Genomic DNA, 14,604 nt, shown 5'->3' with positions numbered 1-14,604 from the left:
GCCTCTGGCACTTCGCCATGTCACAGATTGCCTTGCCTTTGTCGCTTGCCGGAACCGGGCCGGCCCGCATCGTGATCGGCACGGCCAATGCCCATGTGGCCGATGCACTGGCCCATCCGGAAAGCTGGCCATTCCACACCGCCGTTCTCACCGGCCTGCCGCGTTCGGGCAAGAGTTTGCTGGCGCGCTGGTTCGCTGCTGGCGGGCGGGGCGAGGCGATTGATGATGCGCATCGGCTGGCCGAGGACGCGCTGTTCCATCGCTGGAACCGCGCGCAGGAAAGCGGCACCCCGCTGCTGATCGTTGGCGGGGAGCCGCCGTGGGAAATCGCGCTGCCCGATCTGCGATCGCGGCTGGGCGCGGCCTTGCAACTGGAAATCGGGCAACCCGATGATGCAATGGCGGGCGAACTGCTGCTGTCGATGGCGGCAGAGCGCGGGCTGGTGCTGGGGCCCGATGCAGCGGCCTATCTGGTGCCGCGGGCGGGCCGCGCCTTTGCCGATCTGGAAGCGCTGGTGGCGATGATCGACCGCTTGTCTCTGGAAAGAAAATCCCCACCTTCGCCCGGTATCTGGCGCGCGGCGCTGGAAGCCTTGCACGGCCCGGACGAGCCGCGCTTGCTTTGATGCAGGTTTGGTGGGAAGCTGGAGGGTGAGATGTTCGACCGGTTGATCAGCTATCTGGATTCCATCCGTGCCCGCGATCCCGCCCCGCGTTCGCGCTGGGAAATCCTGCTGTATCCCGGCGTATGGGCCATGGCTTTTCACCGCCTGGCGCATTGGCTGTTCGAAGGGCGGCTCTATTTCCTCGCCCGCTTCGTCAACCATCTGTCGCGTTGGCTGACCGCAATCGACATTCATCCCGGCGCGAAGATCGGGCGCAACCTGTTCATCGATCACGGCTTTACGGTGATCGGCGAAACGGCGGAGATTGGCGACAATGTCACGATCTACCAATGCGTCACGCTGGGCGGAACCAATCCGACCAATGGCATCGGCGGCAAGCGGCATCCAACCTTGTGCGACAATGTGATCATCGGATCCGGCGCGCAGGTGATTGGCCCGATCACCGTTGGCGCACGGGCGCGCGTGGGCGCCAACGCCGTGGTCACCGACGATGTGCCCGAAGGCGCAACGATGATCGGCCTCAAGGCGCGTTCCACGCTGGTGCCGGCCGAAACCTGGCTGCGCGAATTCATTCCCTATGGCACGCCCTGCGATGAACCGTGCGAAGAACTGCGCGGCGGGGCCGAGGCGCGGGTGGAAAAGCTGGAGCGTGAACTGGCTGAACTGAAAGCGGAACTGGCGGCGCTGCGCAATGCCACGGCACCGGCTGCCGCTCCGGCTGCACGCCGCCGCAAGACGGGGAACGCCGCCTGATGAGCGGAGCGGGCGATTTCACGCTCGTCCCGTTTCCCCGACCCAATGCAAACGCGCAGGTCGGTTTTGACCGGGCCGAACTGTCGCGCATACTCGACCTGTATGGTCGCATGGTGGCGGCGGGCGAATGGCGCGATTACGCGATGGACTTCACCAAGGATTACGCGGTCTTTGCCGCCTACCGCCGCACAGCCGATGTGCCGCAAATGCGGCTGGAAAAGCGCCCCGCCTTGCGCAACCGGCAGGGCATGTGGGCGCTGTTTGGCGAACACGGCCAGGTGCTGAAACGCGGACACGATCTGTCGGGCGTGCTTGCCCCGGTGGAACGGCGTCTGGTCAAGCTGGTCTAGCACCAAGGCGGCGCAGCGCTTCCATCAGATCATCAAAATGGTCGATCAGAAAATCCGCCCCCAATTCGTGCGGCGGCACATCGTGATAGCCGAAGGACAGGCCCACAACTGGCACACCTGCATTCTTGGCCGCCAGCACATCGAAGGTCGAATCGCCCACCATCGCAAAGGGCCCGCCGCCCAGCCGTGCCACGGTTTCGTGAATCATGTCGGGCGCCGGCTTCGCACGCTCGCGGCCCAGCGTGTCGCCGCCCATGATGCTGGCAAAGCGGTGCGTCAGCCCCAGTTCGCCCAGCAGCAGGCGGGCCAGATCTTCCGCCTTGTTCGTCACGACGGCCAGCTGCACATCGTGCGTCGCCAGCGCATCAAGCGCATCGAGGCAGCCGGGATAGGGCACCGTATTGGCCGCGATATTGGCGGTGTAATGTTCCAGCAGGCGTTCGTGCAGATCCTCGAAATGTGCCGGCTCCACCGCGCCGCCGGTGACATCCAGCGCGCGTTCCAGCATGCGCCGTGCGCCCCCGCCGATCAGCGAACGGGTGGTCTCCAGCGAGACTTCGGGCCGCCCCGCGGCGCGCAGCGCGTGGTTGACGGCCGGGGCCAGATCAAGCGCCGAATCGACCAGCGTTCCGTCCAGGTCAAAGCCGACGATGCGAAAGGGAATTGCTGTCATCCCCGCCGATCTGCCTTGCCTGAGTGGAATCCGCAATGATTTGGTGGCATTGCTGCGCGCATGATGGAAGCTGAACGCCCGGTCGCCGCCGTGGTCCTTGCCGCGGGCAAGGGCACCCGCATGAACAGTGCCAAGCACAAGGTGCTGCACGAAATCGGCGGCAAGCCGATGATCGCGCATCTGCTGGACGAAGTCGCCCGCATCGGCCCCGCCCGCACCGTGGCGGTGGTGGGCGAGGCGCGCGAGCAGGTGCAGGCTTTTCTGGGCGATGCCGTTTCCTATGCCGTGCAGGATCCGCAATTGGGCACCGGCCATGCGGTGATGCAGGCGCGCGCGGCGCTGGAAGGCTTCGTGGGCGATGTCCTCATCATGTATGGCGATGTGCCCTTTGTGCGCGCCGAAACGATGATGGCGATGCTCAAGCGTCTCCACGCCGAGGACGCGCCTGCCGCCGTTGTGCTTGGCTTCAAGCCGTGGGACGCGCGGCAATATGGCCGCGTGTTGGCGGATGGCGACCGCATATTGAAAATGGTCGAATTCAAGGATGCGAGCGAGGAGGAGCGCGCCTGCCCCTTGTGCAATTCGGGCCTGATGGCGGTGCGCAGCGATATCCTGTTCACGCTGCTGGAAAAGGTCGGCAATGCCAATGCGCAGGGCGAATATTACCTGCCCGATATCGTCAATATCGCGATTGCCGCCGATGTGCCCTGCGCCGTGGTGGTGACGCCTGATGCGGACGAAGTGGCCGGCATCAACAGCCGTGCCGAACTGGCCGATGCGGAAATGCGCTTTCAGCAAGGAATGCGCGCCAAGGCGATGGCCAAGGGCGCCACGCTGATCGCGCCCGAAACCGTGTTTTTCAGCCACGACACCGTGCTGGGCGCCGATGTGCTGGTGGAACCCCATGTGGTCTTCGGCAAAGGTGTTGTGGTGGCGGATAATGTCCGCATCCGCGCCTTTTCGCATCTGGAAGGCGCGACGCTGGCCGAAGGGGTGGAGATCGGCCCCTATGCCCGGTTGCGGCCCGGTGCGGTGCTGGAGGCGGGCGCGAAGGTCGGCAATTTTGTCGAGGTGAAGAACGCGACGATGGGCGAAGGGGCCAAGGCCAATCACCTCACCTACCTGGGCGATGCCACGGTGGGGGCGGGCGCGAATATCGGCGCGGGCACGATCACCTGCAATTACGATGGCTATTTCAAGCACCGGACGGTGATCGGGCAGGGGGCCTTCATCGGATCCAACTCCGCGCTGATTGCGCCGGTCACGATCGGGCGAGACGCCATCGTGGCGGCGGGCAGCGCGGTCAGCCGCGATGTGGCTGATGGCGAATTGCGCATGGTGCGCGCCGAACAGCTGGTGAAGCCTGGCTGGGCCGACCGGTTTCACGACGCGATGAAAAAGAAGAAAGAGGGCCTGAAGAAATGAGCGATCGCTATGAAGGCAAGCCTTTTCTGCGCCTGCTCGATTCCTATGTCCTGTCGGCCATCGGCGCGCTGGATCAGGCGAATGAAGACTGGCTGACCGCGGCGGAGCCTCATTTCCGGCACATATTCGGCGAGGCTGGAAGCTGGCGTGAGATCGTGGCGGCGCGGATGCAATTTCCCGCTGGCATGGAGGCGGCCATTGCCGAGGTGTGGGAAATGGGCCGCGCCAACTTTGCCCAGCAGGCACTGGATGAACCGGACCCGGTGCAGTTTGCCTATACCTTCGTAGACACCAATTTTCCGCACTAGACGGAAACAGGTTTGCTGTGATCATACGAAATACCAAGGATTTCCCGGCAGAATTGGCCGGCATCCGCGTCCCCTGTATCCTCTAGAGAAAGCCAGACCAGCATGTGCGGAATTATCGGTATCGTCGGCAAGGAATCGGTTGCGGATCGGCTGATCGATGGCCTGCGGCGGATGGAATATCGCGGCTATGATTCGGCGGGCATCTGCACCGTGCACGAAGGCGCGCTGGTGCGCCGCCGGGCCGAGGGCAAGCTGGCCAATCTGGTCCGCGAAGTGGCCGCCAATCCCGCGCCCGGCTTGGTAGGCATTGCCCACACACGCTGGGCCACGCACGGCGCACCCACCGCGCGCAACGCGCACCCGCACGCGACCGGGGAAGTCGCCATCGTGCACAACGGCATCATCGAGAACTTTGCGCCCCTGCGCGCCGAACTCGAAACGCGCGGCCGCCGCTTTGAAAGCGAGACCGACAGCGAGGTGGTGGCGCATCTGATTTCCGAACAGGTCGAGGCGGGCAAATCCCCGCGTGAAGCCGTGTCCGCCGTCCTGCCGCGCCTGCGCGGCGCGTTTGCGCTGGCGATTGCCTTTCGTTCGCATCCCGATCTGCTGATCGGCGCGCGGCTGGGTTCGCCGCTGGTGGTGGGTTTGGGCGACGGGGAAAACTATCTCGGTTCCGACGCGCTGGCGCTGGCATCGCTTACGCAATCGGTGATCTACCTTGAAGAAGGCGATTGGGTGGAAATCACCCGCGATTCCATTGCCATTCACGATGCGGCCAGTGTCCCCGTGGAACGGCCCGTCGTGGCATCGGGCGCCAGCGCGGCAGCGATCGAGAAGGGGCCGTATCAGCACTTCATGCAGAAGGAGATATTCGAGCAGCCCACCGTGGTGGCGCAAACTCTCCGATCCTATCTGCGTCCGCTCGAAAGGCAGGTTGCCCTGCCGCAGATCGATTTTGACATTTCGGCGGTGAACCGGATCACCATCGTCGCCTGCGGCACCAGCTATTACGCGGCGATGGTGGCCAAATACTGGTTCGAAAGCTTTGCCCGCGTGCCGGTGGACATCGATTTCGCCTCCGAGTTTCGGTACCGCGACCCGATCCTGCCCGCAGGCGGCCTCGCGCTGTTCATCAGCCAGAGCGGGGAGACGGCGGATACGCTGGCGGCTCTCAGGCATTGCAAGGCGGCAGGCCAGACGATTGCCGTGGTGGTCAATGTGCCCACGAGCACCATGGCGCGCGAGGCCGATCTGCTTTTGCCCACCCATGCCGGGCCGGAAATCGGCGTGGCGAGCACCAAGGCCTTTACCTGCCAATTGGCCGTGCTGGCGGCGCTCGCTGCGCATTTTGCGGTCAAGAAGGGCCGGATGAGCGCGGCGGAAGAAGCCGAGATCGTCGCGCATCTGATGGAAGCGCCCGCCAGCCTCAACCTGGCGCTGGAACATGATGACGAGATCAAGGCGATGGCCCCGCTGATCGCCCCGGCACGCGATGTGCTGTATCTGGGGCGCGGCCCTGATTTTCCGCTGGCGCTGGAAGGGGCGCTCAAACTCAAGGAAATAAGCTATATCCACGCCGAAGGCTACGCCGCCGGCGAGATGAAGCATGGCCCCATCGCGCTGATCGACGAGGCGGTGCCGGTGATCGTGATCGCGCCATCTGGCCCGCATTTCGAAAAGACCGTCTCCAACATGCAGGAAGTGCGCGCGCGCGGCGGCAAGATCGTGCTGATTTCGGATGCCGAAGGGCTGGCAGAGGCGGGCGCGGGCTGCCTTGCCACCATCGAAATGCCGCGTGTCCACCCGCTGATTGCGCCGCTGGTCTATGCCGTGCCGGTGCAGTTGCTGGCCTACCATGTCGCCTGCTTCAAGGGCACCGATGTGGATCAGCCGCGCAATCTGGCAAAATCCGTCACGGTGGAGTGAATCCGCGCGGTCGGCTTTACGCGTCGCTAACGCTTGCGCGTTATTCCCCGATGCGTGGCTGAAGATGTAACAGGACTTCCGGGACTGCCATTGCGCCTTGGCGTGATGGAGGTGCTGGGCTTCAAGGACCCCTGCGAAGGGGATTGGGCGCGCCTGCGCGTGGTGCAATACCGCGAGCTGTTCAATTCCGCGCTGGTGCGCGTGGTCGGCCATTCGGTGGCGGCGCTGATTACCGTCTCGCTTTTCCTTGGCAATGTCTCGGCGCTGCTGCTGGGTGCGTGGGTAATTGCCCTGGCTCTGGCGTTGGGACATGTGCTGACGATTGAACGCCAGCTTGCCACGCTTGACCGGCGACTGATGACGCGGGCCGAATTCAACCGCCATTGTCTCTCGATTGCCGGGCTTGCAACGGCGTGGAGCATGACCCTGCTGGTTTTCGTCCCCTTTGGCGATCCGGGGGAACACGCGACATTGTGGATGCTGGTGGCCATGCTGGTGGCGGGATCGGCGGTAAAGCTGAAGCAGGCCCCCGTCATCACGCTGACCTGGGCGGTGATCGGCGGGGCGGCGGGTCTCTTCTCGTTCCTTGTTGCCGGCGATTACCTGCTCGCAGCGTCCTGCATCCTCTACGGCTTCGTGATCGTGGCGGGGTCGATCGAGAATGCCAAGACATTCCTGACCGCTCGGATAGCCGAAGCCGGGGTCGCCGAAAAGGACGAGGTCGTCTCGCTGCTTCTGCGCGAGTTCGAGGAGCATCAGGCCGATTGGCTGTGGCAGATAGATACGCAACGCCGCATTCGCGGCGCCAGCCCGCGCTTTGCCTATGCACTGAGTCGCGAAGCGCGCGACGTGGACGGCAAGCTGTTCATGGAAATGCTGGCTGGGCCGGGGTGGAATTCGGGCAACCTTCCCGCGTCGCTGCACGAACTGGCTGAAAAGCTGCGCCGCCGCGAAAGTTTCGCTGATCTGGTAGTGCAGGTGGAAGTGCCTGCGGGCCGCCGTTGGTGGGAACTTTCGGGCACGCCGCTGCTGGACGAGGAGGGCAATTTTGCCGGCTTCCGCGGCGTGGGTTCGGATGTCACGCAGGAACGCGAATCGTCCGAGAAGATCGCCTATCTCGCCCGCTATGACACGCTGACCGGCCTACCCAACCGCCTGATGCTGACCGAAGGTCTGGCCGAAGCGCTGCGCTATGCCGCGCAATGGAAAACGCGCTGCGCCTTCCTGATGATCGATCTTGATCGCTTCAAGGCTGTGAACGATTCGTTGGGCCACCATGTGGGCGACCGGCTGCTGGCGCAGGTTTCCGCGCGCCTGCAATCGGTGATGACCAAGAACGAGCAGGTGGGCCGCCTCGGCGGAGACGAGTTTGCGGTGGTCATCCGCGACGCATCGCGCAGCGGGCATGTGGAGGAAGTGGCCGACCGCATCGTGAAGGCCGTGTCCGAACCCTATCTGGTGGACAATCACACGCTGTATATCGGCGCATCGGTCGGCTCTGCCATCGGCCCGCGTGATGGGGCGACGGTGGAAGCGCTGATGCGCAATGCCGATCTGGCGCTGTATCAGGCCAAGGACGATGGCGGCGGCAAGCATCGCCAGTTCATGCCTGCGCTGCACAGCAACGCGCAGGAACGGCTGAAGCTCGAAGCCTCTTTGCGCACAGCCATCGGCAAGCAGGAGCTGGAACTGCATTTCCAGCCGGTGGTGAATGCACGCAGCGAAAACGTGGTCAGTTTTGAGGCGCTGCTGCGCTGGAACAGCAAGGATCACGGCTTTGTCAGCCCGGCCAAGTTCATCCCGCTGGCCGAGGATACGCGCCTGATCGTGCCGATTGGCGAATGGGTGCTGCGCGAAGCGTGCCGCCATGCGATGGCCTGGCCCGAAGACATCAAGGTGGCGGTGAATGTGTCGGGCGAACAATTGCTCGATCCGCGCTTTGCCCAGACCGTGGTGCGCGCACTTGGCGATGCGGCCTTGCCCGCGCACCGGCTGGAAATCGAAGTTACCGAAAGCGTGTTCCTGCGCGACGGGCGCACCGCGCGTCAGGCACTGGAGGAAGTGCTGGCGCTGGGCTGTTCAATCGCGCTCGATGATTTCGGGACGGGCTATTCCTCGCTCGGCTATCTGCGCACTTTGCGCTTCTCCACGATCAAGGTGGACCGCAGCTTCGTGCAGGGCGCGGCGCAGGGCAGCCAGGAAAGCCTTGCCATCATCAACGCCGTGGTCGCCATGGCGCAAAGCCTGGAAATGTCCACCACGGCCGAGGGCGTGGAGGATGCGGCACAGGCGGCGCTGGTGCGCGACATGGGCTGCACCAAGATCCAGGGTTACTATTTTGGCCGCCCGATGGGCGCGCTGGAAGCCCGCAGCCTGGTGGTGAAGCGCCGCAACACCGCCGCGGCTTAATTATCTTTTCGAAGGCCCATCCGGGCCTTCGTCCTCGCTAGGCGGGCAGGCAAGCTGCCCCCGCTGCGGGCGGGCGCTGAAAATCAGGCCACGCTCAGGCTGGCGAATACGCTTTCGAACATTGCGCGCCCGTCGCTGCCGCCGTGGGCGGCCTCAATCGCGCGTTCGGGGTGCGGCATCATGCCCAGCACATTGCCGCCTTCGTTCAGGATCCCGGCGATGTCGCGCTGCGAGCCGTTGACATTTTCGGCATAACGGAACGCAACCCGACCTTCGCTTTCCAGCCTGTCGAGCGTATCGACATCGGCAAAGTAATTGCCGTCGTGATGCGCCACCGGGATGTGAATCACCTGCCCCGCTGCATAGCGGGTGGTGAACAGTGACTGGCTGTTTTCCACTTTCAGCGCCACGGTGCGGCAGATGAAGGTCTGCCCCGCATTGCGCATCAGCGCGCCCGGCAGAAGTCCGGCTTCGGTCAGCACCTGAAATCCGTTGCACACGCCCAGCACCGGCACGCCGCGCGCAGCCGCGGCGATCACGCCCCGCATGATCGGGCTTTTCGCTGCCATCGCGCCCGAACGCAGATAATCGCCGTAGGAAAAGCCGCCGGGCAGGGCGATGAAATCAAGCCCATCGGGCAATTCGGCATCGCCGTGCCAGACGCGCAGCGGCGCGCGGCCCGAAATCCTTTCGATCGCCACCGCCATGTCGCGGTCGCAATTGGAGCCGGGAAAGGTGATGACAGCGGCGCGCATCAGGCCGCTCCGGCCGTTTCGGGCAGCTTCTCGATGCGGTAATTCTCGATCACCATATTGGCGAGCAGCTTGCTGCACATATCGTCGAGCGCTTCGTCGCTGGTGCTGTCGGCCACATCCATTTCGATCAGCCGGCCAATGCGCACATCGGCCACGCCTTCAAAACCCAGCCCTTCCAGCGCATGATGCACCGCGCGTCCCTGCGGATCGAGCACGCCGGGCTTCAGATTGACGAAGATGCGGACTTTCATGGGCGGATCACTTTCGTGCGTAATGGAGTCGGAACCAGTGCCACCGCCTATGACGCTTGCCCGGCCAACGGGCAAGAGGGGAGGGGGCCGGTGCGGCGCTGATCAGGGCGCGCGGCAGGCCGAGGCATCGGCCAGCCAATCCACTTCGCCTGCGGCAGGAACGCGGGTAATCCCCGGCGCAGCGATCTGGCGCTGGCTTTCGCTTTGCGGATTGCGCCGCAAAGAGGCGAAGCTGCGCGAATTGTCGAAACCGGGAATGGCGGCATTGGCCGCATCCGCTTCCGACGCGGTGATTTCATCATGCATTGTGCGGCGGCTCATCACCGTGCGCACTTCACCGCCCGTGAGATCCGCCATGCGCCAGAAAGCAACGCCGCCAATCTCGACATTCATGGCATCGGCGCTGTGCGTCCAGCTTTGGCGGCCGCTGGTGGCCGGCAGCCGCACCGTGGTGACATAGCAGGTGAAGGCGAGCGGCGCATTGGCATAGGGCAATGTGCGGTCCTGCTGCGGCGGGCGCTGGCGGCGTGCCGGCGGGTTCAACCCGGCCATGGGTATGGCAAAGCGGGTGATCGCGTAATCATCCGCTTCTTCCCATTCCAGATCGTCGAGCCCTTCGGAGGTTACAACAAGCGCGGCGCGGTCCTCGTCGAAGCTCCAGTCCACCTGCTCCAGTTCTTGCCATTGGGCCTCGCTGCTGGCGACGCGGCGCAGCACCTGGTCGAGCATGTCGGGCGGAAGCGCTTCCAGCCCGGCGCGCATTTGCAGCGCTTCGGCCCCGCGAAAGATCTGGCGCAGGCGCAGGCGGCTGAGCTCGTCAATCCCCGCCGTCGCATCGTATTCGCGCAGAGTGATGTTGAGCGGCTCTGCGGGCGGTTGATAAGGCAGCGTTTCAAGGTCCGCGCCTGCGGCCCGCAGCGGCAGGAACTGGCGGATTCCGTCGGGCGGCACTTCGAAAAGGCGGGTGTCGCCGTGGCGGGTGCCGTCCAGCCAGACCTGCCGTCCGTCCACATCGGCGCGCACCAGAACGTGATCGAATTGGCCGGGGCTGGGCAGGAAATGCGCGAGCAGATCGCTGGCGCCGGCGGATTGATTCACCAGCACCGCCTCGGCCGAAATGCCCATTGCGTGCAGAAGGGCCATGAGCATCACCGTCTTGGCCTTGCAATCGCCATAACGGCGCTCCCACGTATCGGCCACGCTGGCGGGCGTGTAATTGCCGCCGTCCAGCCCGACAAAGACGTAGCGCACCTGATCCTGCATCAGACGCAGCGCGGCGCGCGCGCGTTCGCCCTCGGTCGCGTAATTGCGCATGATCCGCTCCGCATCGCCCGCCAGTTCCGACCCTTCGGGCAATACGGCGCGTTCGGCAAACAGCGGGTAGACGCGTGCCGAGACATCCTGCCAGTCGGCAAAGGCGGAATATTCGATCATCCGCGCGGGCATGAAGCGCATCGGTGCGCCATCGGGCGGCGAATACTGACCCGGCTGGTCGAGCCGCAGGACAATCCCTGCGCCATCCTGCTGCACCTGTCCCGCGATATCGGTTGTCGCCATCCAGCGCGGGGCATGGCCGTCATCCCAAATGAGCGCCGAACGGTAGCTGCCCGCGCTGGGCACGGTGGGCATCGCGATGAGGCCGAACGGCTGATCGCCAAAAGTCGGGTCTTTCACATGCGAAGTGAGATCAAAGCGCAGACGGTCGCCCACGCGCAGGCCGGGCACCTGCAGGCTGGCGGTCAGCAGCCCGTCAAGGAAGGCCTGCTCCAGACCGCCCTCGCGCTGGAATATGCGGAACCGCTCCTGCGCCAGCACATCGATGACTTCGCCATCGCGGATGATCTGGACCGCGTGGACGGTGGGGCCGACTGCGGCGGGGTTCCAGACCACCTGCAGATTGCCAACGCCCAGCCCCTCTGCCGTCTGGACCAGATATTCGGTCGCCTCGTGCATGTGCTGCCCTTCCGCATCGAGGCGAATCTGCACATCGCGCGCCAGCACGGCAATCGCGCCCTGCCGCCTGTCGGGCGCAACGGGGGCGAGCGCGGGCATCAGCCACGCGGGCGCCGGGCCATAGGTCACCTCCTGCGCCGCCATGGCGGGCGCGCAAACCCCGCACATGATCAGCGCGATTGCCGCAGGGCGCATATCATCCCCCTGTCCCGTCAAGCGGCGAGCATCCCTGAGCCGGGGGAGCGGGTCAAGCCGCAACAGCGCCTAAATCCCAGACGCTGGCTTGCTTTTCAAAATCTCACTGGGCCGGGCGAGGCAAAACGGTGATTTCCAGCCGCGCGTCCGGATCGAGATAGGTGCGCGCGGCGTCCTGCACATCGGCGGCCGTAAGCGACTGGAGCAGATCCTTGCCGGCAACGAAGCGTTCCAGCCGATCGGGCTGTGTCTGTGCGCGGTCGACCAGCCCCATCCAGCCGCCATTGGTCTTGAGCAGGTTGTCATAGGCTTCCAGCTGCGGGGCGCGGGCGCGCAGCAGCGTGTCCTCGCTTACCGGCACCTCACGCAGGGAGGTAATCACCGCCAGCATTGCCTCGCGCGCAGGCGCGATATCAGCCGGGGTCACCGCTGCGCTGATGGCGAAGGTGCCGTATCCCGGATAGACACGCGATTGCTGTGCCGATGTGCCGGGCGAGTAGGTCTGCCCCAGTTCTTCACGCAGGCGATCGAGCAGCAGCGAGCGCGTGACATTTTGCAGCAGTTCGATCCGCAAGGTTTCGCGCAGGTCTTCGCCGTCGGTCGTGGGCCACATCATCTGGATCAGCGCTTGCCCCTGATCGCCGCGATGGGTCAGCGTGCGGGGGCTGCGGTCAGCGGTGAAGCGGCGGTCGCGATTGTCGGCATAGGAGCGGAAATCCGCCTCGCGCGCTGGCAGCGCGCCCAGCGTGGAAGCGACCAGCGCAATCGCCTGCTCCTCGTCAAAATCGCCCACCAGCGCCACTTCCATCGCGCCGTTTGCCAGCCGGTCCCCAATTGCCTCGCGCAGCCGCGCAAAGCTCAGTTGCATATAGGCGTCTTGCGGCTGAAGCGAGAAGCGCGGGTCGTTATCCGAAACAATTGCGCCAATCGCATTGCCCAGCGCGCTTTCGGGCGTTGCGTCCAGCCGCGCGAAGAAATTGGCAACAGAGCGGCGGTATTGCTCCTCCGCCTGCGGCCGCCAGCCCGCATCGCTGATTGCCGCTGCAAACAGGCGCAACTGCATATCCAGATCGCGCGTGGTGGTGGTGGCGGAAAAGCGGAAGGTTTCCTCTGCCGGTTCGACATTCAGCCCTACCTGCCGCCCCGCCAGGATCGTCACCAGTTCATCCAGCGTATGCGCGCCGAGCCCGCCTGACAGCAGCGATCCGGTCATTGCGGTCGCCAAAGGATCGTCGCGCGTGTTGAGCATTTCGCCGCCATCGATGTTGACCTGCACGCTGACCCGGTCGGCCTGCAGATCGGTGCGTTTGAGGTTCAGTTTGACCCCGTTCGCAAAGGTAACGGTGCGCACGCCCAGCAGCGGTTCGACACTGTCGGAAACGACTGTTCCTGCCGGGCCGAAATAGGTATAGGCAAACTCTGCCGAGGCGCTGAGATCGCGCGCGGCGAGCGGGGCGGCCATCCCCGCATCCCAGGCCGCGCGCAGCGCTTCGGCCCCGCCTTGCGGCGCGGTGCGGCCCGAAAAGCGGATCAGCGGGTTGTCGAGCGGCACCAGATCGGCGAGCAAAGCGGCAAAGACCGCATCCGGCGTGATCTCCGGCACGTGCGCGTTAAAGCGTTCCAGCGCGCTTTGCGGCGTGGTGGGCACCTGCCCGTCTTCCAGCAACGTCATCGCCCCGGTGAGGAAATCCCGGTTGTGGCGCGTGGCAGCGCCGGCTGCATTCGCTTCGATGGCGGCGCGCATATTGGCGACCTGTTCGGCCACTTCGGCAGCGGAGAAACCGTATTCGAGCGCCAGCCGGTATTCCTCCTGCGCGGCGGCAAGGCCGCGCTGCCATTGTCCTTCGGCGGCCTGCACCACCAGCAGGGTGGTGCGCGCGTCCTTGAACACATCGTCGGACGAAATGCCCGCCGCCCGGAAGGGCGGGTCTTCCAGCCGGGAAAGACGCTGCAAGCGGCGGTTGATGATCGAATAACCGATTTCGCGCAGCAGCCGCTCGCGCCGGGTGGCCACGGTATCGGGCCGTTCGATATAGGGGCCGTGCACCGCGATATCGATCTGTTCGGACAGCGAGGGATCGATATAGACTGCGGTTGCGCCCCGGTGATCAAGGTCGATGGGCCCGGCGGAAGCCGGTGGTTCCACGGGCGCGGCCTGCCAGCTTTCGAAATGATGGCGAATGGCGGCCTCGACCGCGTCCGCGTCGAATTCGCCCACCACGATGATGGCGGTGTTGGACGGGCGATACCAGCGTTCGTAATAATCGCGCAGCCGCTGGCTGGTGGCGGCGGCAATCGTTTCGGGCGTGCCGCCGACCCAGTTTTGCGCAAAAGCGGAGCCGGGATAAAGGAACTTCAGCCGATCGAGGAAGGCGCGCTGCTGATAAGTGTCGCGCGCGCGGATTTCGGACTGGATCACCCCGATTTCGCGCGCGACCGCAGCCGGATCAAGGGTGAGATTGCTCGCCGTTTCGCGCATCAGCATCAGCGCGGTGTCGAGCAGGCCCGCATCGTTGCGCGGCAGATTCAGTTGGTAGATCGTCCGGTCGAAGGTGGTGGAGGCATTGGTGTCCGGCCCGAAAGCCAGGCCTTCGCGTTCGAGCAGGCGGATCATCTCGCCTTCGGGCACATTTGCGCTGCCATTGAAGGCCATGTGTTCGAGGAAATGGGCGTAACCTGCCTGATCCGGCTCCTCACCCAAAGAGCCTGCATTTACCCACAGATAGACCATCCCCTGCGCCGCCGGAGTGGCATTGGGGCGGATGATATAGCGCATCCCGTTGGGCAGCACGCCGATGCGGTAGGCGGGATCGAGCGGCAGATCGCTGCCCGCAATGCCGAAGGGATCGTCGGGCAGATCGCTCGGCATGGTGACATGGTGCACCACGCTTTCGGGATTCCGGTATTCCGGAGCCTGGGCGTGGAGTGAGAAGGGGAGGGCAAGCGCGGCAAGGCCGACGCAAAAGGCGCGCAAGGTCAT

At 64.6% G+C, this 14,604-nt stretch carries 12 protein-coding genes; 7 read left to right on the top strand and 5 right to left on the bottom strand.

The window, feature by feature from the left end:
* The first annotated feature begins 17 nt into the window (after positions 1-17).
* Genes WFP39_RS07580 through WFP39_RS07570 form a run of 3 tightly spaced genes read left to right on the top strand, consistent with a single transcriptional unit; the run spans position 18 to position 1,729 of the window.
* The gene (locus tag WFP39_RS07580) at positions 18-626 is read left to right on the top strand and encodes a P-loop NTPase family protein (RefSeq protein ID WP_336918739.1); all 609 of its coding nucleotides are present in this window, start codon (positions 18-20) and stop codon (positions 624-626) included.
* Between the two features lie 30 nt (positions 627-656).
* On the top strand, positions 657-1,379 hold the full coding sequence (gene epsC, locus WFP39_RS07575) for a serine O-acetyltransferase EpsC (RefSeq protein ID WP_336918737.1): 723 nt from the start codon (positions 657-659) through the stop codon (positions 1,377-1,379).
* On the top strand, positions 1,379-1,729 hold the full coding sequence (locus tag WFP39_RS07570; RefSeq protein WP_336918735.1) for a DUF2794 domain-containing protein: 351 nt from the start codon (positions 1,379-1,381) through the stop codon (positions 1,727-1,729). Before epsC ends, WFP39_RS07570 begins: the two co-directional genes overlap by 1 nt.
* Here the strand turns inward: WFP39_RS07570 and WFP39_RS07565 are convergent.
* Positions 1,716-2,402: an HAD-IA family hydrolase gene (locus WFP39_RS07565; RefSeq protein WP_336918733.1), complete on the bottom strand. Its 687-nt coding sequence runs from the start codon at positions 2,400-2,402 to the stop codon at positions 1,716-1,718. The two genes, WFP39_RS07570 and WFP39_RS07565, sit on opposite strands and share 14 nt — an antisense overlap.
* A gap of 60 nt (positions 2,403-2,462) precedes the next feature.
* On the opposite strand from WFP39_RS07565, the gene glmU reads away from it, so the two are divergent.
* The 4 genes from glmU to WFP39_RS07545 all read left to right on the top strand — a co-directional run bounded on the left by glmU (position 2,463) and on the right by WFP39_RS07545 (position 8,470).
* Positions 2,463-3,827, top strand: coding sequence for a bifunctional UDP-N-acetylglucosamine diphosphorylase/glucosamine-1-phosphate N-acetyltransferase GlmU (glmU, locus tag WFP39_RS07560; RefSeq protein WP_336918732.1), 1,365 nt, complete (start codon positions 2,463-2,465; stop codon positions 3,825-3,827).
* Positions 3,824-4,135, top strand: coding sequence for a hypothetical protein (locus WFP39_RS07555; RefSeq protein ID WP_336918730.1), 312 nt, complete (start codon positions 3,824-3,826; stop codon positions 4,133-4,135). Before glmU ends, WFP39_RS07555 begins: the two co-directional genes overlap by 4 nt.
* A 102-nt stretch (positions 4,136-4,237) precedes the next feature.
* Positions 4,238-6,061 carry a glutamine--fructose-6-phosphate transaminase (isomerizing) gene (gene glmS / locus WFP39_RS07550; protein ID WP_336918728.1) on the top strand — a complete coding sequence of 608 codons (1,824 nt, stop codon included), beginning with the start codon at positions 4,238-4,240 and terminating at the stop codon, positions 6,059-6,061.
* 105 nt (positions 6,062-6,166) lie between these two features.
* On the top strand, positions 6,167-8,470 hold the full coding sequence (locus tag WFP39_RS07545) for a putative bifunctional diguanylate cyclase/phosphodiesterase (protein WP_473829097.1): 2,304 nt from the start codon (positions 6,167-6,169) through the stop codon (positions 8,468-8,470).
* A gap of 83 nt (positions 8,471-8,553) precedes the next feature.
* Here WFP39_RS07545 and purQ read toward each other — a convergent pair whose 3' ends face one another.
* The 4 genes from purQ to WFP39_RS07525 form a co-directional block, all read right to left on the bottom strand.
* Entirely contained in the window at positions 8,554-9,225 is a 672-nt protein-coding gene (gene purQ, locus WFP39_RS07540; RefSeq protein WP_336918725.1) for a phosphoribosylformylglycinamidine synthase subunit PurQ, read from the bottom strand.
* Positions 9,225-9,476 (bottom strand): phosphoribosylformylglycinamidine synthase subunit PurS, encoded by a 252-nt coding sequence (purS, locus tag WFP39_RS07535; protein WP_336918723.1) that lies wholly within the window; start codon positions 9,474-9,476, stop codon positions 9,225-9,227. The genes purQ and purS overlap by 1 nt, the downstream gene beginning before the upstream one ends.
* A gap of 102 nt (positions 9,477-9,578) precedes the next feature.
* On the bottom strand, positions 9,579-11,645 hold the full coding sequence (locus tag WFP39_RS07530) for a DUF3857 domain-containing transglutaminase family protein (protein ID WP_336918721.1): 2,067 nt from the start codon (positions 11,643-11,645) through the stop codon (positions 9,579-9,581).
* A gap of 82 nt (positions 11,646-11,727) precedes the next feature.
* Positions 11,728-14,604 carry a M16 family metallopeptidase gene (locus WFP39_RS07525; protein WP_336918719.1) on the bottom strand — a complete coding sequence of 959 codons (2,877 nt, stop codon included), beginning with the start codon at positions 14,602-14,604 and terminating at the stop codon, positions 11,728-11,730.

This window comes from Alteraurantiacibacter lauratis, assembly GCF_037154155.1.
Classification (GTDB): Bacteria; Pseudomonadota; Alphaproteobacteria; order Sphingomonadales; family Sphingomonadaceae; genus Alteraurantiacibacter; species Alteraurantiacibacter lauratis.
This window is presented reverse-complemented; position numbering and strand designations above follow the sequence as displayed.